Here is a 24,957-nt window from a genome sequence, read left to right as displayed (position 1 = left end):
AAAATATTTAAATTGAAGGTTTTAGTTTAAAATATTTAAATAATATATATCAAATAATAAATTACTATTATTTTTAATATTTCACATAATAATGAAAGGAATAAAATGGAAAAAGTTAACTTCTTTGCTTTGGGAGGGCAAGATGAAAATGGAAAAAATTGTTACATTTTAGAAATAGAATCAAAAATTTATATTATAAATTCAGGAACAAAAGTTCCAATCAATAGTCATAATGGAATAGACACTTTAATCGCTGATTTTGATTATTTAGAAAAACATGAAAAAAATATTGCAGGTGTTTTTATAACTGATATACATAACGAAAGTTTCAGTGCTTTACCTTGACTATTAATGAGAATTAGAGGATTAAAAATTTATACATCTAGTTTCAATAAATTTATTATTTTAGAAAGAATTTCTAAATATAATATCGAACATAGCGATTTTGAGGTTATTACATTTAATCAAAAAATGAAATTTAATAACGTAGAGATAACTCCAATACCATTAGCTGGTGCTTTGCCAGGAATTCAAGGGTTAAATTTTAATTACAAAAATGGAAATATTCTATTTTTAACTAATTTTGTGGTTGGTAACTTAGGACCATATGGAAACACAGATTTACAAAGAATAAAAAAACAAATTCCGGACTATCCGCTAAAAATTTTAATTATGGATTCTGGTCATTCTAATTCACCAGGTAGAACAATAGATAAATTATGAATTACTAGCCAGGTAGAGTATAAATTTATTGAAACTAAAGCAGATAATAGAATAATTGTTGGTTTATATGACGAAGATATGATTACTGCACATGAAATTTTATTATTGGCTAAAAAATATAATAGACCAGTCATAACATACGGATTAAATTATTCAAAATTAATATCTTTAGTTAAAAAAATGTCACCTAATTTGCAGCTTCCTGAATTTATTGATTATAAAATTGCAAATGAAGTGGATAATGCTGTTATTTTAGTTACAGGTGCAATTGAAAGATTATATACAAGATTTTTAAGAATTGCTTCTTCAAATGATGTTTATTTAAAATTTAAAGAAACAGATGCTGTTATATTTATAGCTCCTCCTGTTAATGGTTTAGAAGTGAAATATGCTTTAACGCTTGATGAAATTGCAAGAACTACATCTAATTTAATCGAATTATCAAGCTTTGAATATTATTCATGTAATCCTGCTAAACAAGATATTGTTGATGTAATAAAAGCACTTAAACCAGAATATTTTATTCCTATTCAGGGTCTATATCGTTATTTAACAGTTGCAGTAAATGACGCCGTTTCTGAAGCAAAAATGAATTTAAATAACTGTATTATTTTAAATAATGGAAAAGTTGCAGAATTTGAAAAATACAAATTAATATCTCAAAAACACTCAATAAGACACATTGGTGATGTTATTATTGATGGATTTGGAGTTGGTGATATTTCATATGAAGTAATTAAAGAAAGAGAAACACTAGCTCGTGATGGTATGATAGGTGTTTCTTGCTTAATAGACTATAAAACTAAACAACCATTAGGTGAAATTAATGTGGTTGGCTATGGAATTATAAGTAAAGAAAATAAAGAACAAATTAATGAAATAGTTTCAAAATGTTTTAACAAAGAATTTGAAGAATTAGATCCAAAAACAATAAATTTACGTGATACTCAAGAAAAACTAAGAAAAGTGATTAGAAAAAAAATATTTAAAGTTCTTTTCAAAGAACCACTTGTGGTGGTGAATTTATATGAAATTTAATAATATATTCAAAAGAAATAATGCAATGAAGATTAAAAAAATAAAGTTTTGAAAAACTCCTACTTTTATTTTTACAATTATTGCTTTTGTTACGTTTTTCTTTTGAATAATTTCATTTTGTGATATTGTTGTGTTAACAACTATCCATTCATATACTTTTGGAGCTTTATTTGGTTTTAATTCATCTTTTTTTTATTTAGCTATTATTTTATTTTCAATTATGAAAATTTTTGATTGAGAAGGAAAAATTACTTTAAAACATTTTTTCTTTTCTTTTACAAGATATTTAGTCTTTAGTTTTGTTATTGCTATTTTTGCAGGTATGATTTACAATGTATCTAGTTATGAAAAAATGTCACATGCAGGTAATAATTTACCGAAAGTTTTTGATAATTGATTTAAAGATTATTCAAATGTAATTTCTTCTGCCCTACCTAACAAGTTTACTTCAGGAATATTTTCTAGTTTTGTATTCGCTATTTTTAGTAGTATGGGTAGCCAATTTTTAGCAATTGTACTTTCAATAATTCTATTTATTATATCAATAATCATATTTTTTATACCAACACATAAGTTTTATTTATTTTCATTTTCAAAAGCAAAAAGAATGTCTGCAAAACGAAAAAATGATAGTTACAATAAAACAAATTACAAAAATAATGCTATACAAACAATGAAAAAAAATGAAAATATAGAATCATGAACAGCAAATATTAATATAGAAGAAGATAATTTATTTAATAAACTAGATTCAGCAGATGAAAATACAGCTACTGATGAGGTGAAACTTGATTACTTGGACGATAATCCCTTTGACACAACAGAATTTGAAATTATCGATTTAGATAAAAAAAACAATGATGTAACTTTTAATGATGTTACTAAAGAACAATCATTTATTGAACAAAATATTATTTCTACTCAAGAAAATGAAAATAATAATATTTTTATAACAGCAAGTGATTTTGAAAATTACACGTTGACTAAATCAGAAAATGAATATAAAAAGCAAAAAAGATTTTCTCTTATAAAAGATGAAGAAGATTTAAATTTAGATTCAGAGGATGGAAAATATGGAAAATAAAGATACTGATATATCTTATGAAAATATACATATAAACCCCATTAAAAATTTTTACGAAAAAAATGTTCACGAAATAGAAACTTATATTAATAAATTTATAGATTTGAGATACAAACAAATTAATAATAATGTTGAAGCAAATGTAAATCTTAAGCTTAAACAAATTAAAATGCATCGTGAAGATATAGAGAAAAAAGCAAAAAGTTTATCAGTGAAACTCAAAAAGTTTATTAACTTTATAATTTTTGTTTTATTTTTTGTGTTAATCGGGTTTGCATTTTGAAAAATTTTTAAGAAAAATAAAAATGTTATTAATGAATTTAATAATTTTGCAGCCAATAAAAACAAAGTTATTACACAAATCACAAACGAAAAACAAAAACTTTTATATCAAATTTTTAACTCATTTTCGTTAAATGATGTAAAGAAATTTGTACTAAGTCAAATGGGGATTTTCAAAGTAAATAACAACAATTTTAATGAAGTTTTAGAAAATATCAATGTTTCAAATCCAAAAGTACCAATATTTTTTAGAAGTATTGAAAAATATGATATTAGAAATAATTTTTTCTATGACCTAGATTTTTATAATTTAACATATTCAAACATATTATATACTGGTTCAAGACTGGTAAGATACGTAAAAGATGGTAAAACATATACAAAAACAGTTGTTGCTAATTATCAGCACCCTGCGCCATTTTTAAACCAAACACACACAACTTTATATTTAACAAATTATTTACCTAATTTAAAATTTATCTCCACTCAACCATTAACAGCACAACAAGTTAAGAAAATGACTAAAAGAAATGAACTCATTTTAGAAAACAAAGAAATTTATACAAGATACAATTTTAAATATAATGATGAGTTAAGTTTTGTAAATTTTTTTCAATTAATAACTCAAGATAGATACATTGATTGATATGATTATGCAACAAAAAACAATATATTTAACTCTGAATTTGAAAAAACTTCAAATGGATTTATAGTTTACAACAAAAAATATGAAGTGTATAATAAAATATTAAAAAATAATTCCGATTGATTTTTAAAAATAACTCACAATAAAAATTCTGAAACATTATCGATTGAAGATGTCCAATTAGAAATTAAAAGTTATATAAAAGAATACATAAGAGATACTCTTGCTTCATTGACTTTAATTTTTTCAAATAAATATTTAGCAAGTGAAACATATAATACAAATAAACAATTTTCATTTGATTATATCGATAAACAAAATATTCAAAACCACGACACACAAACATACAATAATTTATTTTTTATCAATAAATTAAATAACAACAAATATTTTTCATTAAAGACTAAAAAACCTGCTAGAGATTTTATTTATGAAAAATTTCAAAGGTCAATTTTAGGAAATAATGTTCATTTTATCAATTTAGATCAATGAAGTTGATATATTGAAAAGAAAATTAAATATGTTACAGTAAGTGATTTTAATGTTGGTGCTGTTTCTGTTCGTGTGGATTATGATGATTATATTAAATTCTCAGAAAATAAAACAATTATTTTTAGTTCTAACTATAAATTAAAAAACAGCCAATTTATAAATTCATTTGTAAATAAAATGGAAGATTCAATTTCTGTTTATGATACAGAAGATAAAAGTTTACTTTATACTGTTTCAACACACAAATTGTACTGAAATTTTCAGTTAAATATTGATAAAGAACTATTGAATGATTCAATAGAAATCATAAAAAATTTTAATAATTTATTTAAAACATACCATAATTTTTATTCACTAGAAATCGATTCAGAAGGAATATATGTATTTATAAATGAACCAAATAAAATACCTAAAAATATAACAATGGAAATGGTATCTTTTATAAATAATATATAATATAGGTATATTTATTTTTATTAAGGAGTAATTTTATGTTATTTGACTCAAGAAATGAACAACAAAACGTAACAATAAATGTTGACAACACTATTCAACATGCAAAAGCCTCAACTTTACAAAAAGTAATGTTTTATTTACTATTGATTATTGCTTCGCCTTTTACATTATTTTTTATTTGAATATTGCCAGTAAAATATAAAAATAAATTTAATCAAAAACAAGTTGTAGCTCAAGAAGCTTCTTCTACAATACAAGCTGCACAAGCTAAACGCCGTGCAACTTTAATTAAAATGATAGACTCTGTTAAAGGTTATAAAACACATGAAAAAGAATTATTAGAACAAATTACTAAATATCGCTCACAAATTCAAGATGCTAATTTTAATGATTCAAACAATTTACAGGAAACACAAAATCTTTTAAACAATGTAACAAATGGTTTAAAAATTACATTTGAAAAATATCCTGATTTAAAAGCAAGCTCACTATATCAACAATTTTCAAATGAAGTAGTTATGCAAGAAGATGAAATTTATTCAGCAAGAAGAATTTATAATGCAAGAGTGACTGATTTTAACTCAATGCTTTATAAATTCCCTGCTATTGTTGTTGCAAATAACATGAAATTACATAATTTACCTTTCTTTACAGCTACAGAGTTAGAAAGACAAGATGTTGATACATCATCTTTATAAAATAACGATTTAAAAAAACACTGATGTGTTTTTTATTTTTATTTAGTTTCTTTTTTAATAAATGTATTTATTAAAAAAAACATTCTTTTAGAGTAAAATTTATATATAAGCGAGGTTTTATGGAAACAAAAAACAACAATAATACAATGAAAGACCAATATACAGCAAGTAATATTCAAGTTCTTGAAGGTTTAGAAGCGGTTAGAACAAGACCAGGTATGTACATTGGTAGTATTGGATTTAAGGGGCTACACCATTTAATTTGAGAAATTGTAGATAACTCAGTTGATGAAGCTATGGCAGGTTTTTGTGATCAAATAACAATTAATTTACACCCCAATAATGTTATTGAAGTAATTGATAATGGAAGAGGAATACCTGTGGATAAACACCCTAAAACAGGAATAAGTACAGTTGAAACTGTGTTTACTGTTTTACATGCAGGGGGTAAATTTGATTCTGAAAGTTATAAAGTTTCTGGTGGATTGCATGGAGTTGGAGCAAGTGTTGTTAATGCTTTAAGTGATGATTTTCAAGTTTGAGTAAAAAAACACGGAAGCGTTTATTATCAACATTATTCAAACGGAGGAAAACCAAGTGATGAATTAAAAATAATTGATGAATACAAAGATGAAGAAACAGGAACTAGAGTTATGTTTCATCCAGATTTCAAAATTATGGAAAAAAATAATTTTGATTTTGGATTAATTGCAGATAGAGCAAAACAAACAGCTTATTTAAATAAAGGGTTGAGAATAAATGTCAATGATTTAACTAAACAAGTATTTAAATCATTTTACTTTGAAGGCGGTATAGTTGATTATGTTTCAGAACTTTCAAAAGGCAAAAAACCTATTAACCCAGATATTATTTATGCTGAAGGATCATTTTTAGATTCTCGTATTCAAAACGCAAGTGATGTACTTGTTGAAGTGGCAATGCAATATAATGAAACTTATTCAACTAATGTTGTGTCATATGCAAATAATATATCAACAAATGAAGGTGGAACCCACGAACAAGGATTTAATGATGCCCTTGTAAGGATATTTAATAAATGAGCAGAAGAAAATAAATTAATTAAACAAGACAAAGAAAAATTGACAAAAGATGATGTTAAAGATGGTCTTGTAGCAATTATTTCTATTAAACATACAAATCCAATTTTTGAAGGACAAACAAAAGGAAAATTAGAAAATAAAGATGCTCGTAGTGCTACAAATAAAGTTTTAAGTGAAACTCTTGAAAGATATTTATTAGAAAACCCACAAATTGCAAAATCTATAATTGAAAAATGTCTTAAAGCACAGCATGCGAGATTAGCTGCAAAAGCTGCATCTGAAGCATCAAGAAAAAGAGATGGCTTAGATTTTGGTAATTTACCTGGTAAATTAGCTGATTCATCACTTAAAAATGCTGAATTAACTGAATTGTTTATAGTCGAAGGTAATTCAGCTGGTGGTAGTGCAAAAATGGGACGTGATAGATCTATTCAAGCCATATTACCATTACGTGGAAAAGTTATTAATTCAGAAAAAAATAGTATTCAATCAGTTTTAGAAAATAAAGAAATTGGTACATTAATTCATGCTTTAGGTACTGGTATACGTGACGAATTTAATATTAATAAATTAAGATATCATAAAATAATTATTATGACAGATGCTGATGTTGATGGAGCACATATCACTACATTGCTTTTAACATTTTTCTATCGTTATATGCGACCATTGATTGAATATGGTTTTGTTTATTTAGCTCAACCACCATTATATAAAATCACTTATGGAAAAACAGTTAAATATGCTTATAAAGATGAACAAAAAGATGAAATTTTGGCATCAATTGATAAAACAAAAGTTAATATACAAAGATATAAAGGATTAGGAGAAATGGATCCTGAGCAACTTTGAGAAACAACAATGAATCCAGAAAATAGAAAAATGTTACAAGTTCAAATTCAAGATCTTGCAGCAGCTGATACTATTTTTACAACATTAATGGGTGAAGAAGTAGAACCTCGCCGTGAATTTGTTCAAGAAAATGCAAGATACGCCTCAAATATTGATTTTTAATAAGAAAAATTCACAAATTATTTTGTGAATTTTTATAAAGAAGGATACATGAAAAAATATGAAAAACAAGGTTTTACTAATGAAGTGTTTTATGATTCACAAAATAATTATTTTGTAAAGAAAAAAAAATATGAAGGTTTTAATCACGCGGTGAATTACAAAGATTTAAATGTATTTGATTTTTATCCTGGAGTTATTGAAGATAATAAAGAGTATTTAATAACTAATTTCATAGATGGTAAAACACCAACATTAGATGATGAATTTTTAAAAGAAGCTGGTAAACTATTAATTACCTTACATAATTCAAAAATGAAGTTACCTGCCAATAATTTAGCAAGAAGATTTAAAGTTTATAGAAAAATGATACATGACAAAGGAATAAGAATTCCAGTTTTAGATAAATATTATAAAAAAATTAATTTATTTTTAAAAAATGTTGATACATCAGCGCCTTGTCACAATGATGTGATTTTAGCAAATTTTATAAAACAAAATAAAACCAATAAAATTTATTTATTAGACTGAGAATATGCTACTATGGGTGATGTTCACTTTGATTTAGCTTATTTTATTGAATCACAAAATTTAAATGATCGACAAATTCAAGTATTTTTAGAAGGTTATGGAGATGATTTTAGTCCATACATTTTACAAATACATCGAATTTTAGTTAATTATTTAGTGGTTTTATGAGTTAATAAACAAGACAAAAAACCATTTGATGAATCTCATTGTATAAATAAAATTGAACCTTATTTTGAAAAACTTAATGCTATGAAACGAGATTAGTTATGCAAATGGAAAGATTATCAAAACTAGAACTTACTAAGTTTTTAGATGAAATTACACCTGTGTTCGGATCTATAATTACTTCTAAAATATCTGATGTGTATTTTGTTTATGAATCTTTTAAAAATAAAACTTTTCAAGCTAAATATAAAAATATTATTGTGCAAATAAGAATACCTAAGCTAGAAAATATTGGCATTACTCAGGAAGAAATAATTGCAAATTCATTTGATGACTATTTATTTTATAAAGATGGTTATTTAATAAAAAAATGATTTTTTGGAAATGATCTTACATATGTTCATATTGATAAAACAATTACTAAAAATATAATTCAAGAAATTAAAGAATTACAAAAAATGGATATTCAATTAAGTGAATTTAACTGATATTTAAACAAAATAGATGATCATAAATATGATGAAATTATAAAAAAATATTTAAATGAAGATTTAGTTTTTTGTCACAACAATATAAATAGGTCAAATATTTTGGTAAATAAATCAGGGAAAGTAAAAATTATCGATTTTGGTAATTGTTCATTAAATTCAAGATATGTAGATCCAGTTATGGCTCATATTAATTTAGGGATTGATAAAAATATTTTAATGAATGAATTTAATTTAGAAGATAAGAAGTTTGATGAATATATTTATATTATTAAACAATATTTAAAAACAGGGTTTGAACAATTTTATATACATCAAGAAATTCCTATTCCTAAATTGTCAAGAGCTTTAGAGCCTTTTCAAACAAAAAAATATAATTATAATTCATATTTTATTATTCAAAAAAATAAAAGCACTTTTAAAAGAAATTTAAATATGAAAGAATTAGACAATTTTTATTTTGTTCCGCCTTACATTTATGAAGATGAAAAAATTATTATTTGAAAATGAATGGAAAGAAACCACATATTAACTTTCAATAATATGAGAATAAGAGCTTTAGCAAGGGCGATGAAAATTTTGCACAACTCTAAGGTTGAATTTCCTAAATATAATATAGAAAATAGGTTAAAAACATTAATTTGTTCGGTTGGTGAACAAAATATTCGTCAAGATTTTAATTCTGCAATTATAAATAAAATTTCTAAGTGAATTTTGAAACTAAAACCAACAAGTAATTGTCATAATAATTTATCAATTAATACAATTTTCTTTTCAAAAAAACAAAGTGTGTTTTTAATTGGATGGGAAAACGCAGCTAAAAATGATCCTTTTATTGATATTGCTATTTTATTTGAACATATGCAATGAAATAATGATCAAGAAAAATTGTTTTGAAAAACATATCAAACTAATAAGCCAAATAATTTCATTAAATATAGAATTATAGTTAATTTTGTTGCTTATTTAATTAATAAAGGAAAATTAGATGACGAGTTTTTATCAAGAATTAATAAAAAAAGGATTTATGATTTATTTTATATTTTAGATTCAAAAATCTAAAATAAATATATTATAATAATTTTATGAAAAAAAGCAAAGCTCCAAATAAGTTAAAAAAAACTCGATTATTTAAATTTTCTTATCTGATGTTAAGTGGATTATTGACTTGTTTTATTGGTATTATTTTAGTTCCTATAATTTTAACTAGTACATTAACTATTACAAAAAAAGATGGTCCTTTTAAAGCAATAAAAGATGGTGCAATTGATGTGCGTAATTTAGAAAATTTAAAAATAGAACCTGAAATTAACAATAATATAATAGAATTTAAATCTCAACCAATTGTTTTAATTAATAGTGTTCAAATTTCTAAATTTAAATCAAGCACTGCAAAAGATTTTGATAATATTTTTAAATATAAATTAACTCCTTATTTTAAAGGGTCAAATATCAATCAAGAATTTAAAAATGCAATGTTTAATGAACCAAAAAATAAAATTGAATTTGTTAAAAAAATTTTAAAAATTCAATCAGTAAATGATAGTCAATTAAATGAAGAGGTTAATAAAATAGTTCTATCTTTAGAAACCACTAAAAAAAGATATGAAGATTATGAAGTAAATATTAAAAAATTAGATGAAATTATAAAAAATAATCCTGATAAATATTTTAAAAATGTAAATGTTTCGGAAAATATTTTAAATCCATTTAAAGGCGTTTATACAAGCATAAATATTAAAACTTCTCAACAATTTGAATTAGATATAACGGATTTTATATTAAATTATAAAAATGATAATTTAACTAATTTAGAAAAATTTTTGGAGTTAATTGATCATTTTACATTTGATGCAATTTATGCTAATGTTGATAATAATAATCAGTTAGAATATTACAAATTCGATGATTTAATATTCAAAAGTTATTTTGATAAAATTACTCAACTTATATCAATAACTGCAAATTTAAATAAATTAAAAATTAAACAATTTAAATTTTTAATTTCAGTAAATGTTAAAAATAATGTAATTCAAAATTTACTTTTTGAACCCAAATTAATTACAGAAAAATATAATGGTGATTAAAATGAATATTTCTAAAGAGCAAGCAAAAAATATTTGAAACAAGTATTTCAACAATGAGAATCAAGCTCAGCCTGATTTTGCAGGCAGAAACATGCATTTTCATTTGTATAATGATAACACATCAAAATACGGATGAACAGTTGATTGTTTAGTCAAAGAAGAAGAAAGTACCTTTATTCCGGTAAACATTTTAACTTTAAATGAACGTTCAGGTGATTATACATTTTGGGCAAATAAAAAATTATTTCAGGTAAAAATTAAAAAAGAAAATAAAAATATTAATTATGAAATAATTTGCGTTATTGACGAGGATTAAACTTAAAAACAACTTAAATAGTTGTTTTTATTTAGTAATTAAAGGAGAAAATATGTACAATAAATTTTCAAATGGAATGATAGAAGTAATAACAGGACCTATGTTTAGCGGAAAAAGTGAAGAACTTTTAAGAAGAATTAGAATTTTAGAATATGCAAAATATGAAATATTGGTTATAAAACCTTCATTTGATACAAGATTTAGCGTTTCCAAAATAGTATCAAGAGCAGGAACAGAACATAATACTTTTGTATTAGATGATATAAAAAAAGTGTATGAGTTAATTAATAAAGATACAAATGCAATAGTGATTGATGAAGCTCATTTTTTTGGTGATGATATTGTAGAAGTTGTTAATCAACTTGCAAACGAGGGTTTCTTAGTAATTTTAAGTGGATTAGATCAAGATTTTTTAAGAAGACCCTTTTACAATATGTCACAAATACTGTCTTTAGCAGAAAGAGTAACAAAGCTTCAAGCTGTTTGTGTCGTATGTCATAACTTAGCGAGTTGTTCATACAGAAAATCAAATGATGTAGATGTATTGCTTTTAGATGATACATCAAATTATGAAGCACGTTGCAGAAAATGTCATAATGATGGAGTTAAAAATAAAGAAAAAAAATAAGATAAAGAAAACACAGCAATCGCTGTGTTTTTTGTATACATTAATACTAGTTAAATGATATATAAGAAATAACTATTCATATTGGCATTGCCACTAAGCATAGCAATGTTGATAGTGATGAAACTTCTGCTGTATATATTGATTTTGAGTGACCTGCGGCTACTGAGAATATAATACATACTGCAGCTGGAGGAGTAGATCCTAATAATGTTAATAGAACACCTGTTGATGGAGTAATTGCATTTGATTTAACTAATACTAAAGCAATTAAGAACATAATTAATGGCATTAATATTAATTTTAGTAATGTAGCTACTCAAACACTTTTATCTGCTGCTGCTTTTTTAATATTTGAAGAAGCTAATGTTCCTCCAATAATCATTCATGCTAGTGGAGAAATAATTGCTGCACCTGAGTCTATTATTTTACCTATAGCTGGTAAATTTGCTTTGAATCCTGCTCAAAATTGAGCTCCATTTTCAACTTTTTGATATGGTATATTGTTTACTATTGCATATTTTGATGGCACTGCAAATTGTAAAGCTCATAGTATTAATGATAAGTATAAAGCACACATCATTGGACTAAATACTGCTTTTAAAATAGGTTTAATATTTTTTTTAGAGAATTTTTCTCCTGAATATGAAAGCATTACATATGAAAATGCTGCAATCATATATGGTATACATCATATTTGAGCTAGAGCTAGAGCTGAACCATTAAATATTGTTCCACTCATTGCAATAATTAATGGGTAAGCAAAGAATTGTAATGAACCATAAGATAGCATTAATACTGTTGTTAGTAATTTTGCTTGAATATCTTTTATAGCTTCATCTTTATATGCTACTGCATCCCCAGTTTGTTTTTCAGTGAAAATTTGTTCTGCTTTTTTAGTAACTAATTTTGGTACTAAATTTGGTCCAAATTTTACAACTAATGTTGAAATAACTGCTGCTATAACATAAAATGCTATTGAAACACCTATTACAACACCAATTTCTTTTCCTAATGATGCATTAGCTGGTTGCATAAATGCAATAATACATAGGAATGGTAACGCAAAACTAATTAAAAATTTTGATAACTTTCCATTAATTTCTTTTGTAAAGATTCCTTTACGTGTTACAACATATCCGATGATAATGAAAGCAAATGTAGCTAAAACACCACCTCACATACCTTGCGCCTGTAATATTTTAACAAGGTTGTCAGTTCAATGAACTGTTGTTGTTGTTGGCATATTTTTCCTTTATAAAATAAATATATTTACATAATTCTATTATGTTGGTGAAAACACCTAATTTAATTTTATCAAAAAAATGTTTAAAAAAAAACAAATAAGGTTCTTTAAATTTGTAAAAATGCTATTTTTTTTACTTTGAAAGCTATTTTTTTATTTTTTAAGTAATTAAAATAAATATTAGTAGTTATTATTAAAAATACAGAAATTCATACATATGGAGTTATGTCGCGATATGAAGTTCTTTGACTATAAACCATTGCTAAACCAAAATTGCTTGCTCCAAATAAACCATAATTTATAAAATTACGAATATTTTTTTCTACTTCTAAAATTAAAAAAGTAGAAGAGTTGTTTTTTGTATAAGGTATAATGTATGACCTAAAAATTCTTCCTTTTGATCACCCTTGTCTTATTAAATTATTAATATTTTTATCTTCAATTTTAGAAATTGATTCATTCAATTGTTTTGAAATAACAGTAGAAGAATGAATAGCAAATGAGATAACAAATGCTGCAGCTGGTCTTTTAAAAATAATTCCAATTGTAAAGAAAATTACAATTGTTGGAATAATTCTAATAAAGGTACTTATAAATCTAAAAATATGCATAAAAATTATGTTATTTGTTTTTTGATTAGTAAATCTTAAATTAATATAAGTAAGAATTATCGCAAGTAAAATTGTTATGTATATTTCTAAAAATAAATCTAAAATAATTAAAAATATATTATCGTTTTGAGTTATTATATTTCAATTTGGATTAATTAAATCTTTAAATATACTCTTTAGTGCATTTGGGTAAAAATGTGCATTTTTTATGGTAAAAAGCATAAAAATTGTTGAAATAATTATTGTAGCAAATATAAATAAAATCACTGTAGTTTTTATTTTTTTATTTTGCTTAATTTTTGAAAAATTTTCTTCAGTAATTTTTTTTGATTTTGCAACTAATAAATAGTTGTTTGTAATATAACTAAATCATTCCAAAATGCTAATAAAAACAACAAAAACCAGCAAAGGAATTAATAATTCATGCATTTTATATATGCTTTCATTTGCATAATTTAAAAGTTGACCAATACCCACAACTCCTAAAGTACTAAATACAGAAGTTCATCTTAAGTTTGATTCAAATGAATACAAACTAAAAATTATTATTTTATTTTTAATTGAAGGATAAATATATCTGAATAAGATATGAGTTTTTGAATAACCTAATTTAATTAATCTTCTATAAATGTTAGAAGGTACATTTTCAATAGCTTCTGAAATGAACTTATGTAACCATATTCAACTAAATCAACTTATTAATAAAATAGATGATATTTCACCATTTAAACTAGTTGTAAAAAAGTATAAATAAATTAATTCAGGAAAACTCCTAAAGAACAAAATGATAAACCTAATTGTATATGATTGAAATTTATTGTTAGTTTTTATGTTGCCAATTAAAGCTGTAAATAAAGCTAAAATTGTACCTAAAACAGTTCCTAAAAATGTTACTTTAAAACTTAATCATAAAAATTTTAGGCTTAAAATCCATAAATTTTTTTCTTGTAAGTATGATGATGTTTGAAAAGGTTTAAAAATATTTTTAAGACTTTCAAAAAATAAACTAATTCCTCCATAACTAGCTGAAAAATTAGTTCGTCAAATTGCAAAAATAGCAATTGTTACTAAAAAAAGAGCAACTAAAATTTTAGCTTGAGGTTTTAATTTAGTTTTAATTAATTTATTATTTTTATATAGAGAATAAGTAAAAATATTGCGTCTAATTTCTATGTTCATTATTGTTTTGCCTTATTGTAAAATTCTTTAATATATTCTCTATTAGCATTTTCTTGTGTATAACCACTAATACCTATTCTATAACTGAAATCATCTTTATTTTCTTGTGATGTTTGCAAAATTGCTTGCTGTAAAAAAGTAATTTCCTTTTCACTTAATTTGTTTGATGCAATAACTACAAAAAATAAAAAAGGGTCAGTTAAGGTTAATATTTCAATTTTTTCACCATTTGGTCTTGTAAAGTAATTTTTGTCAGGGTCATTATGGTGAAATGCATATTCATTTTCTTCGCCTAAGAAAATGTGAAAATCTTTAAAAATACTTTGTCCCATATGTGTTGCTGAATTATGAATTGGATAATTGATATAATTATCTGGATTTTCATTTTCATCATTACTAAACCCAGTAAATTGTTTGTTATATTTGTTGAAATGTTTTTTAAACAAAAACTCTGGATAAATAAATCTAGTTGCAGAACTTGTATCTTGATTTTTTACAATTCCAAAACTACTAAATGTTTTTCAATCACGATTGTTTCATGCTTCTTTTATTTTTTTTAAAATTTCTTCAGTTCCTGCAATAAAAATTGCGCCCCTTTGATAATTTATACTTTTATCAATAGGTTCATAAAAATGTTGATAAATACCATAATTAAAACCATATTCTTTATCATCTCATTTGCTATATGATTTTTTTGTAAAATCATTGTTTTGTTTTTTTACAATTTCATCGATTTTTTCATTGTTATTTACATCATAAAAAACCATATTTTCATCATATTTAGGAACAAATGTTTTTGCAAGAAGAATAGGGTGAACGAAATCAATGTATTTTTGGGTTTCGTTAAATTGATTATTTAAAAAAACACTATTAACAATTGCAATTTGACTTTTATTGGTAATCACAGATTCAACTAATGCTCTGTCATTACTTAATAAATCAGGAGTTAAAGTGATATTTTTAGCATTCTTTGTGTCGATGTCTTGATTTTTTAGTTCATTATATTTTGATTCAATTGATTTAAAAAAATTAATATTTTTAATTTTAAAATCTTTTGCTCATGGTGTTAATGTGCTCATTTGTATTGTAGTTTGGGTAGCACAAGAAACAAAAAAATAAGGAATAAAAAAGCAACTTATAACTATAAATATAGTAAATATTTTTTTCAAATATTTTTTAAGCATTTTTATCTCCTTATTTCATACATTTTAATTTTTTATTTTTTCAAAAACTAATATAGCTTGCATTCTATTCACACCAAGTAATCCTGCACTATGTATTGATGATGTAGTATTTAATGTGTGTAATCTATATCCTTTTGCTGTTTGTTGATTAATAATATATTCTAAATCAGTTAAATTTTTACTTCCTTTTTCTATTCATTTTTCTTTTAAAATAACTTGTAAAACAACATAATCTAAGTCCTTTTGTCCTCTAGTTATTGAAGATGTACTCTCTTCTTTAAACATATTACTCCTTAAAATGTAATTATTATAAATTATAATCTAGTATTTTTAGTTTCTATTTGAATATCTTATAAATTTAACCTATTAATAAAAGTAATATATAATTAAATTATGAGTATGAATATCGTAAATAAAGTTGTTCAAGCAAAGGTAGTAAAAATATACAAAAGTTTTGTGCTTTTAGAAAATCAAAATAAACAGGTATTTAGACTGAATTTAAAAGAAGTGAGTGATTACTATATTGGAGATCTTGAAGATATTTTTAGAATTGGCGAAGAAATTGATGTTTTTGTTAAAGAATATAATGAAGCTAAAAATGATTACATAATTTCTTTTAAAAATATTCACCCTAGATTTTTACGTAACCCTTTTGAATTTGAATTTAATTGTGAAAGCAATTTTGAAAAACTACTAAAATTTACGAAAAGAAAGATAAAAAATGATTGGTAAAATTTCTTTAAAACTTGCAAATGAATTAAGCTCAAAATTCACAGAAAAATACCAAAAAATTATTTATACCTTAAATGCTAATATAGCATCTAGAAATATAGATGGACATGAATTTTTAGATTTTTTAGATTTAGCAACACCTAAAAATTTAGAAGTTAAAGAAATTATTGATTTATCTTTGAAATGAAAAACAGAAGTTAGAGTATTGTTGGTTATTAGTGCTTATTCATTGAGTTTGCACTCAAAATCAGTAATTGATTATATTGGTAATAATAATTTTATAAATTATCAAAATTCGCTTAAAGATAAAAAAAATATGGAAATAATTTATCTTGATCATATTTTAAATAGTAAAGAATTAAAAAATTTAGAAAATTATTTAGATGATAAACCTTTTGCAATTCATGTTATTTCAAAAAGTGGTAATGATATTGATGTTTTGGCAAATTTTCAATTTTTTTCTGAAATAATGGAGCGAAAATTAGGGCTTAAAAATTCTTCACAGTATATTTGTATAACTACTAATCCAAATACTGGAAATCTAAATAAAATTGCTAATTACAAACAGTATAAGATTTTTAATTTTTTAGATAAAATACCTGAAGTTTATAGTGCTTTTACAAGTGTTGGACTATTACCAATGGCATGCGCCGGAATTAATATTTCAAGACTTTTAAGTGGAGCAGCAAAAGCAAGTACAGATTTTAGTTCTACTAATTTATCACAAAATATTGCGTATCAATACGCCTTTGCTAGACTTTATCTTAAAAACATGGGGTTAGATCATGAAATTTTTGTGAATTTTGACAATGATTTAGCAACTTTTTCAAAATACTGACAATATTTATTTTCACAAACAAATTCAAAAGAAAACAAATCACTTTATTTAGATACTGCTAACTTTAGTAAAGAAATATCAACAAGATCACAATTTTTTCAACAAGGTTATAAAAAATCACAACAAATAGATTCTTTATTTTTAACAATTCTTTCTACTCAAAGAATGTTTGATGAAAAACACATTGGTAATTATGAAAGAAATAAACCTTATTTTGAATTACCGTCAACAACTCCTAACCAGTTACTTTTATATTCACAAAATGCATATAGTGATCTTTTTCAAAAAGTTGGTCATTATCAAAATATTCAAATTACATTGGAAGATAATTCAGAAGATACAATAGGACAACTAATAGTCTTCTTACAAAATTCAAGTTTGATGAGTGCTTATTTACTAGGTATTAATCCATTTGATGGAAGAAGTTATGATATTTATAATAGATTTTTAAAGGACATTTTAGAAAAAATATAATGACATTAATAATAGCAGCAGAATTACAAGAAGTACAATCATTTTTTGATATAGTTTCAAAAAAAGAGATTATTAACACAAAAAACATTCAAATTTATGAGTGTATTTTTAATAGTAGGAAATTTATTTTAACAATTAGTGGTGTAGGAAAAGTTAATGCTTCTTTGGCATTAAATGTAACATTAAATAAGTATCAAAATATTTCAAAAATAATAAATATCGGTACTGCTGGTTCACTTGATAATAATATTGAAATAGCGAAATCATTTTTAATAAATATTTCACAATATTGAGATGTAGATTTAACAGCTTTACCAAATTATAAAATTGGGCAATTACCAAATATGCCTCAAACATACTCAACAAGTACTGAATTAAACACAGATTTATTACAAAAACTCAATTTAGAATTTGCAAATTCCATTAGTGGAGATAGTTTTATTTCGCAAGAAAATATAAAAAATCGTGATTTAAAAACATTTTCATTAGTAGATATGGAATCTACTGCTTTATTGCAAAGTTGCTATTTATTAAATAAAGATATAAGTTTAATAAAAGTTGTATCTGATCATATTTTTAAAGATAATAATTCAGGTGATTATCAAAAAAATATAAAAAAATGTTCACAAGTTATTTGTGAAATTTTAATAAAAATATTTAGTTAGTAATTTTTCAGTAACTAACAAAGGAAATACCATATTTTTTTTGTTTTATTAATTCAAATTTATCTAAATTTTTAATTTCAAAATTAGATTCTAAAATGATTATGCTATTTTCATTAATAAAGTTATTATTTAGTAAATTTTGAGTGCATAAATCATAATATTCTTTTTTAATATAAGGTGGATCTATAAAAACAAAATCTCAAATTTTGTCTGATTTTTTTTCTAAAAATTTTATTGTGTCAACATTAAGAATATTAATGTTTTCACTTGCAAATTTTTGTTTATTTTGCTTAATTATATTAAAAGCATGTGAATTTTTTTCAAGTATTAAAATTTCTGAAGAACCTCTACTTATTGCTTCAAATCCAAAAGCACCACTGCCACCAAAACAATCCAAAAAAGTTTTATTTTCTAAATCAAATTGGATACTTGAAAAAATTGCTTCTCTTAGTTTTTCACTACTTGCTCTAGTGATTTTTTTATCAGGTTGTTCAATTTTTAAATTTTTATATTTTCCACTCACAATTCTTAGCATAAAATAATTATAAAAAAAATCTTATGATTTCAATTTTTTTAGTAGTATTTGATATAATCAAATTATGTTTAAAGTAAAATTAACAAAATTACCAGCAAAGGTATTAAGACAAAAATCAAAAGATGTTCCTATTCCTCTAACAGAAGAAGATGAATTGTTAATTCAAAAGATGATTTATCATATTGATGACTCACAAACTGAGGGTACAAAATTTAGACCAGGAGTTGGAGTTGCGGCTGTTCAATACGGAATATTAAAAAACATATTTTATATTTTTGTACAAGATGATGATGGAAATGTAATCTTTAAAGATGCATTAATAAACCCAGTTATGAAAGGTCATTCTGAAGCATTACAAGCACTTGCACAAGGTGAAGGGTGTTTAAGTGTTTCTGATGCATGACCAAACCAAGAAGGTTATGTAAAAAGATATAATCGTGTTATTATTGATGCCTATTCATATAATGAAAGAAAAATGAAACGTTATGACACAACAGGTTATTTAGCAATTGTTATGCAGCATGAATATGATCACCTTCAAGGAAAATTATTTCTAGATCACATTGATCAAAAAAATCCTTGACAAGCAACAAAAGATTTAAAATTGGTAGGTTAATATGAAATCAATAGAATCATTTTTAAATATTTCTCAGCAAGAAGGTTTAACTTATATTCCTATTATTGCATTTTTTGCTTTATTATTAATTGGTTTTGTGTTGGGATTAATGAAAAAAGTTACTGCTTCTACTGTAACTTTTGTAACGGCGATTATTGCAATATTAATTTCAATATTTACATTTGATGTTGCGGTTAAACAATTTGACGAAGCATTTAAAAACTATACTCAAAATAATGGTTTAAGAGCTGAAGATTTTAAATCATTGTTATATACAGTATATGCTATTGCAGTATTTGTATTGCTAGAAGTTGCCGTTGGATTTGTGTATTTTATAATATGATTATTTTTCTTAAGAAAAGTATTTAAAAGACGAAAAGCAACACAATCATTTAAAAAATCATTAGCATTAAGATTAAGTGGTTCATTAATAAGTACAATTGCTATTTTCCCATTGGCTGTATTTGTTTCAAACGCAACAACTCTTTTTGTAAATGAAGAAAACAGTTTTAGTAAAAAATTCTTAGAACCAGCAACAAAAACTTTATCTAAAGATCAAGCAATTACATATACAGGTAAATTAAAAGCATTTAAATATTTATTGGATTTAACAAAAACTGATGGAATACAAAAAGTATTTTCAAGTATTGCAATAAATCAAAGCTTCACAGATAGAACAAAAATTTCAGATGAAGAAAGAACAAAATTTGAATACATTTTAAATGATGAATTTACAAGTAATTTACTTGTTCCTGTATTTGCAAAAGCAGCAGGAGATAAAAAATTAGATAAACAAACAATTGAATTTAATAATCAAAACAAAAACATTATTGAAGAAAACATAAAAAGTAAAAATTTAGTGATGAAAACACTAAATGAAACCGGAAAAAACTCATTAAAAAACTTTTTAGTTAAATCATTTATTAATGATGATTTAAAAGCCAAATATGATAATAAAGATGCAGAAACAGTTCAATTAGTTGATGGTTATGCAAACTTTTTAGTTGATGCATTCACAGGAAATACAAACTAAAATTAATAGCAATTAAAAAACTTGCTTAGCGGCAAGTTTTATTTTTATTTAATGAACTAGAATTTGTTTATAAAGCATTATAAAGTTTAATTTATATAAAATTAATTTTATATAGTAAAATTATATACATGAAAAAACTTGACAAAAAACAAAATAACAATAATGTTTTTAATTCAAAAAATTATTACGATGAAAACGGTAAATGAATAATTCCAAAAAGAGAAAATAAAAAAGATAAATGATATAAAATGGATTTTAAAAGTGCTGAAATGCGTATTGCTTACAATACTTTATATGAAATTAATGTTCTAGAAGATTATGTTTCAAAATTAACAGATGATGAATTAAAAGCCAAAACTATTGAATTTAAAGAAAGATTAATTAAAGGCGAAACTACTGAAGATATTAGAGTTGAAGCTTTTTCTGTTAGTAGAGAAGCTACCAAACGTGTGCTAGGAAAAAGACCTTTTGACGTGCAAATGTTAGGTGGTGTTATTTTAGATTTAGGTTCTGTAGCTGAAATGAAAACTGGTGAAGGAAAGACAATAACATCAATTGCTCCTGTGTATTTAAATGCATTAACAGGTGAAAATGTTATAGTTTCAACAGTAAATGAGTATCTAGCAGAACGTGATGCAACAGAAATGGGAGAAGTTTTTAATTGATTAGGTTTAAGTGTTGGGATTAATAAAGCGCAAATGTCTACAGAATTAAAACGTCAAGCATATAATTGTGATATTACATATTCAATTCATTCAGAATTGGGATTTGATTATTTGAGAGATAATATGGTTTTATCAAAAGAAGAAAAAGTTCAAAGAGGATTGAATTATATTCTTTTAGATGAAGTAGATAGTATTTTAATTGACGAAGCAAAAACTCCTTTAATTATTAGTGGTGGAGATAACGAGGAAAGTACTCTATACACTGTAGCTGATTTATTTGTACGTACATTATCAGAAGAAGATTATTACATAGATGAAGAAACTAAAAGTGTATATTTAACAGATGAAGGTATTTCAAAAGCAAATTCATATTTTAATTTTAGTAATTTATATAACATTGAAAATTCTGAATTAGTGCATAGAATTCAAAATGCTTTAAGAGCACATAAAATTATGAAATTAGATGTTGAATACATTGTAAGAGATGACAAAATCGAATTAGTTGATTCATTTACTGGTCGTATTATGGAAGGTCGTGCTTATTCAGAAGGACTTCAACAAGCAATTCAAGCAAAAGAAAGAATTGAAATTGAAGCAGAAAATAAAACACAAGCTACAATCACTTACCAAAACTTTTTTAGATTATTTAAAAAATTATCAGGAATGACAGGAACCGCTAAAACAGAAGAAAAAGAATTTATTGATATTTATAACATGCGTGTAAATGTAATTCCTACAAATAAACCAATGGTAAGATATGATGATGAAGATGTAATTTATGTTGATATGCATTCAAAATATATGGCCATTGTCGAAGAAGTTAAAAAAGTTTATGAGCGTAAACAACCCATATTAATTGGAACTGCGCAAGTAGAAGATTCAGAAAGATTACATGAATATTTAGTTAAAGCAAACATTCCTCATACTGTTTTAAATGCAAAACAAAATGCTGAAGAAGCTGCTATTATTTCAGCTGCTGGTCAATTAGGAGCTGTAACTATTGCAACAAATATGGCAGGACGTGGAACAGATATAAAACCTTCACAAGAAGCAAGAGAAGCTGGTGGATTATATGTTTTAGGTACTGATAAAGCAGAAAGCAGAAGAATAGATAACCAATTAAAGGGTCGTTCAGGACGTCAAGGAGATGTTGGGTATACTAAATTTTTCCTAAGTCTTGATGATCAACTTATTTTACGTTTTGGTTTACAAGATAAATGAAAAGAAATGTTTAAAGAATATAAAGATCAACCAATTGAAGGTAAAGCAATTCAAAAAGCATTTTTAAGAGCACAAAAGAAAATCGAAGGATTTAACTACGATAACCGTAAAAGTGTTTTAAATTATGATGATGTCATCAGACAACAACGTGATTTAATTTATCAACAACGTGACTGAATTTTAGAACGTGATGATATGGGAGAAATAATTAATAAAATGATTATTTCTTCAGCAAAACAAATTGTTGATAATGATTATTTTGTTTTAAAAAATAATAGTTTTGACTACCAAAAATTTGCAGAATATTTAAACAAAAATTGAATGAGATATTCTGAATATAAATTTGAAAAATCTGAAATTTCAAAATATGATAAAGCTGATTTATCCGAATTTGTTGCAAAAATATTTATTGAAGAATATGAAAAACTAAGAGAAAACTTTATTGATAAATATGGTATTTCTTCTCTTGTTATTTCTGAAAGACAAATAATTTTACGTGTATTTGATAATGCATGACAAAATCATATTAATGTTATGGATAAATTAAGACAATCATCTAATTTAGTTCAATATTCTCAGAAGAATCCTTATCAAATTTATACTGAAGAAGGTTCAAAACGTTTCAATGAATTAACTGATAGAATTGCACTAGAATCAGTTGTTAATTTAATGAATAATCCAGAAGTTGCTAAGTCTAATAATTATTCATCAAATCAAGAAAATTCCGAAAATGAATTATTAGCAAAATTAGAAATGATTAACTCAATTTTAAAACAACATTATCAAGTTCTAAAAAGTCAAAATATAGCTGATGAAGAAATAGAAAATTATATTGAAAATCTAAAGCAAGCATTAATTAGAGACTTCGGTTTAATAGAAACCAAAAAATAATAACTTAAAATGACACATGTAAATATTACTGTGTCATTTTTTAAATAAAACAAACATATATTTTTTATTTGATTAAATTGAAAATGATTTAGATATTTTTTATAATAAAATATTATTTTTACTCTAAAAATAAAAAAATGATGGGAAACAAATATTTGCAGTAACACATAATATAAATATTGAAATCTTGCTTGAACGAAAACTAATAATGAATGAATTTAGAAAAAATGAATTAAAAAATAATATATATGTTTTAGAAAATTACAAAAAATAAAGACAAAATAATAAATAACTTAATAATTTAAATTCAATAATTTGAATAAAACATACACGAGATGATAAAGGGTAGAATCTGAACAAATTTTTATTTTAAATAAAAAATTATCACGCAAAAATAATGCAAAAATTATTATTGTATTAGATAACCCAGAATAAAGTTTAATGATAATATGATTTTTAGCAAATTTAACTCAAGAAAAAAGCGAATTTAAAAAAATTTTTAAGTAATTTATCAATTTGTACTGTAATCAAACACAAAAAATTAAAAATTTTTCAGTTTTTTAAATATTTTATTATGTTGTTTAGAGAATTTGTGAATTTTTTTAAAAAATAATATTTTCATATTAATTAAAAGCAAAATTTGCTTTTTTTAATATTTTTGCATTTTTTTGGAAAAATGAATTTTATTTATAAATTTTAAAAAAACAAGATTTTGATGTTGCTTTGTGTATTTTTTTGTGTATAAAATGAGTATAAAGATGTATAATTATTGTGGTTTATAACAACAATTTTACTTTAATTAAATTTACAAAAAATAAATTATTTTAATATTTTAAAGGATCCAAAAAAATGAAAAAAAGTAAAAAAATTTTGCTTACAACATTATCATTAGGTTCAATGATAATTATCCCATCAATGTTAGCAGCTTCATGTGTTAAAGAAAATGCTAACAACATAAATTTTGAAAACATTAACAAAGAAATAAAAGTTGCATATAAAGATGCAAATGCAACAAAATTCTCTGAAGTGCCAACTTTATTAACTGATAAAAATTTTGTTTTCTCAGGAACAAAAGATGGTGTTGTTGTTACATTTAAAGAAGCAACAAAAACAAAAAACAATATTACTGTAAAATACACTTTATCAAAGGAAAAACAAGTTTCAAAAGTTTTTGAACAAAATATAAATAAAGATCAATTTAAAGTAGAACAAGCTGGAAATACACAATCTAATACTCAACCAGGTGCAGAAAAACAAGCTAAACCAGGTGCAGAAAATCAAGCTAAACCAGGTGCAGAAAATCAAGCTAAACCAGGTGCAGAAAAACAAGCTAAACCAGGTGCAGAAAATCAAGCTAAACCAGG

General features: G+C 24.1%; 21 protein-coding genes and 1 pseudogene. 17 read left to right on the top strand and 5 right to left on the bottom strand.

Annotation, left to right across the window (positions count from 1 at the left end; all coding sequences use genetic code 4):
* Positions 1-105 precede the first annotated feature (105 nt).
* From N8G13_RS00110 to N8G13_RS00065, 10 genes are all read left to right on the top strand, one after another.
* A complete protein-coding gene (locus tag N8G13_RS00110; RefSeq protein ID WP_262288932.1) occupies positions 106-1,761 on the top strand; it encodes a ribonuclease J in 1,656 nt (551 codons plus the stop codon).
* Complete coding sequence (locus N8G13_RS00105; RefSeq protein ID WP_262288931.1) at positions 1,751-2,845, top strand: hypothetical protein; 1,095 nt, start codon at positions 1,751-1,753, stop codon at positions 2,843-2,845. Before N8G13_RS00110 ends, N8G13_RS00105 begins: the two co-directional genes overlap by 11 nt.
* The gene (locus N8G13_RS00100; RefSeq protein ID WP_262288930.1) at positions 2,835-4,721 is read left to right on the top strand and encodes a hypothetical protein; all 1,887 of its coding nucleotides are present in this window, start codon (positions 2,835-2,837) and stop codon (positions 4,719-4,721) included. Before N8G13_RS00105 ends, N8G13_RS00100 begins: the two co-directional genes overlap by 11 nt.
* Positions 4,722-4,756: 35 nt before the next feature.
* Complete coding sequence (locus N8G13_RS00095) at positions 4,757-5,419, top strand: LemA family protein (protein ID WP_262288929.1); 663 nt, start codon at positions 4,757-4,759, stop codon at positions 5,417-5,419.
* 146 nt (positions 5,420-5,565) lie between these two features.
* The gene (gyrB, locus tag N8G13_RS00090) at positions 5,566-7,494 is read left to right on the top strand and encodes a DNA topoisomerase (ATP-hydrolyzing) subunit B (RefSeq protein WP_262289110.1); all 1,929 of its coding nucleotides are present in this window, start codon (positions 5,566-5,568) and stop codon (positions 7,492-7,494) included.
* 48 nt (positions 7,495-7,542) lie between these two features.
* Complete coding sequence (locus N8G13_RS00085) at positions 7,543-8,286, top strand: phosphotransferase (protein ID WP_262288928.1); 744 nt, start codon at positions 7,543-7,545, stop codon at positions 8,284-8,286.
* A gap of 2 nt (positions 8,287-8,288) precedes the next feature.
* The gene (locus tag N8G13_RS00080; RefSeq protein ID WP_262288927.1) at positions 8,289-9,737 is read left to right on the top strand and encodes a phosphotransferase family protein; all 1,449 of its coding nucleotides are present in this window, start codon (positions 8,289-8,291) and stop codon (positions 9,735-9,737) included.
* Positions 9,738-9,760: 23 nt separating this feature from the next.
* Positions 9,761-10,762, top strand: coding sequence for a hypothetical protein (locus N8G13_RS00075; protein WP_262288926.1), 1,002 nt, complete (start codon positions 9,761-9,763; stop codon positions 10,760-10,762).
* A 1-nt stretch (position 10,763) separates the two neighbouring features.
* Positions 10,764-11,078 carry a hypothetical protein gene (locus tag N8G13_RS00070; protein WP_262288925.1) on the top strand — a complete coding sequence of 105 codons (315 nt, stop codon included), beginning with the start codon at positions 10,764-10,766 and terminating at the stop codon, positions 11,076-11,078.
* 52 nt (positions 11,079-11,130) lie between these two features.
* Positions 11,131-11,706, top strand: coding sequence for a thymidine kinase (locus tag N8G13_RS00065; RefSeq protein WP_262288924.1), 576 nt, complete (start codon positions 11,131-11,133; stop codon positions 11,704-11,706).
* A gap of 46 nt (positions 11,707-11,752) precedes the next feature.
* On the opposite strand, the gene N8G13_RS00060 is transcribed toward N8G13_RS00065, so the two are convergent.
* From N8G13_RS00060 to N8G13_RS00045, 4 genes are all read right to left on the bottom strand, one after another.
* Entirely contained in the window at positions 11,753-12,949 is a 1,197-nt protein-coding gene (locus N8G13_RS00060) for an AEC family transporter (RefSeq protein ID WP_262288923.1), read from the bottom strand.
* A 107-nt stretch (positions 12,950-13,056) separates the two neighbouring features.
* A complete protein-coding gene (locus tag N8G13_RS00055) occupies positions 13,057-14,739 on the bottom strand; it encodes an ABC transporter permease subunit (RefSeq protein WP_262288922.1) in 1,683 nt (560 codons plus the stop codon).
* Positions 14,739-15,923 carry an ABC transporter thiamine pyrophosphate-binding lipoprotein p37/Cypl gene (gene cypl / locus N8G13_RS00050; RefSeq protein WP_262288921.1) on the bottom strand — a complete coding sequence of 395 codons (1,185 nt, stop codon included), beginning with the start codon at positions 15,921-15,923 and terminating at the stop codon, positions 14,739-14,741. Before cypl ends, N8G13_RS00055 begins: the two co-directional genes overlap by 1 nt.
* A 24-nt stretch (positions 15,924-15,947) precedes the next feature.
* The gene (locus N8G13_RS00045) at positions 15,948-16,208 is read right to left on the bottom strand and encodes a DUF4177 domain-containing protein (RefSeq protein ID WP_262288920.1); all 261 of its coding nucleotides are present in this window, start codon (positions 16,206-16,208) and stop codon (positions 15,948-15,950) included.
* Between the two features lie 114 nt (positions 16,209-16,322).
* Between N8G13_RS00045 and N8G13_RS00040 the strand changes: the two genes are divergently transcribed.
* The 3 genes from N8G13_RS00040 to N8G13_RS00030 are packed head-to-tail and all read left to right on the top strand — an operon-like array spanning position 16,323 to position 18,632.
* Positions 16,323-16,655 (top strand): hypothetical protein, encoded by a 333-nt coding sequence (locus N8G13_RS00040; RefSeq protein ID WP_262288919.1) that lies wholly within the window; start codon positions 16,323-16,325, stop codon positions 16,653-16,655.
* The gene (locus tag N8G13_RS00035) at positions 16,645-17,967 is read left to right on the top strand and encodes a hypothetical protein (RefSeq protein WP_262288918.1); all 1,323 of its coding nucleotides are present in this window, start codon (positions 16,645-16,647) and stop codon (positions 17,965-17,967) included. The genes N8G13_RS00040 and N8G13_RS00035 overlap by 11 nt, the downstream gene beginning before the upstream one ends.
* Entirely contained in the window at positions 17,967-18,632 is a 666-nt protein-coding gene (locus N8G13_RS00030; RefSeq protein ID WP_262288917.1) for a 5'-methylthioadenosine/S-adenosylhomocysteine nucleosidase, read from the top strand. The genes N8G13_RS00035 and N8G13_RS00030 overlap by 1 nt, the downstream gene beginning before the upstream one ends.
* Here N8G13_RS00030 and rsmD read toward each other — a convergent pair.
* Entirely contained in the window at positions 18,625-19,167 is a 543-nt protein-coding gene (gene rsmD, locus N8G13_RS00025; protein ID WP_262288916.1) for a 16S rRNA (guanine(966)-N(2))-methyltransferase RsmD, read from the bottom strand. The genes N8G13_RS00030 and rsmD overlap by 8 nt on opposite strands.
* Positions 19,168-19,231: 64 nt before the next feature.
* On the opposite strand from rsmD, the gene def reads away from it, so the two are divergent.
* From def to N8G13_RS00005, 4 genes and pseudogenes are all read left to right on the top strand, one after another.
* Positions 19,232-19,783, top strand: a complete 552-nt coding sequence (def, locus tag N8G13_RS00020; RefSeq protein ID WP_262288915.1) for a peptide deformylase — start codon at positions 19,232-19,234, stop codon at positions 19,781-19,783.
* 1 nt (position 19,784) lies between these two features.
* Positions 19,785-20,816: a hypothetical protein gene (locus tag N8G13_RS00015; RefSeq protein WP_262288914.1), complete on the top strand. Its 1,032-nt coding sequence runs from the start codon at positions 19,785-19,787 to the stop codon at positions 20,814-20,816.
* Positions 20,817-20,944: 128 nt separating this feature from the next.
* On the top strand, positions 20,945-23,593 hold the full coding sequence (secA, locus tag N8G13_RS00010) for a preprotein translocase subunit SecA (RefSeq protein ID WP_391510152.1): 2,649 nt from the start codon (positions 20,945-20,947) through the stop codon (positions 23,591-23,593).
* 849 nt (positions 23,594-24,442) lie between these two features.
* Positions 24,443-24,957, top strand: a pseudogene (locus tag N8G13_RS00005) (hypothetical protein); the annotation flags it as partial.

Source organism: Mycoplasma zalophi, from assembly GCF_025486335.1.
GTDB lineage: Bacteria > Bacillota_I > Bacilli_A > Mycoplasmatales > Metamycoplasmataceae > Metamycoplasma > Metamycoplasma zalophi.
This window is presented reverse-complemented; position numbering and strand designations above follow the sequence as displayed.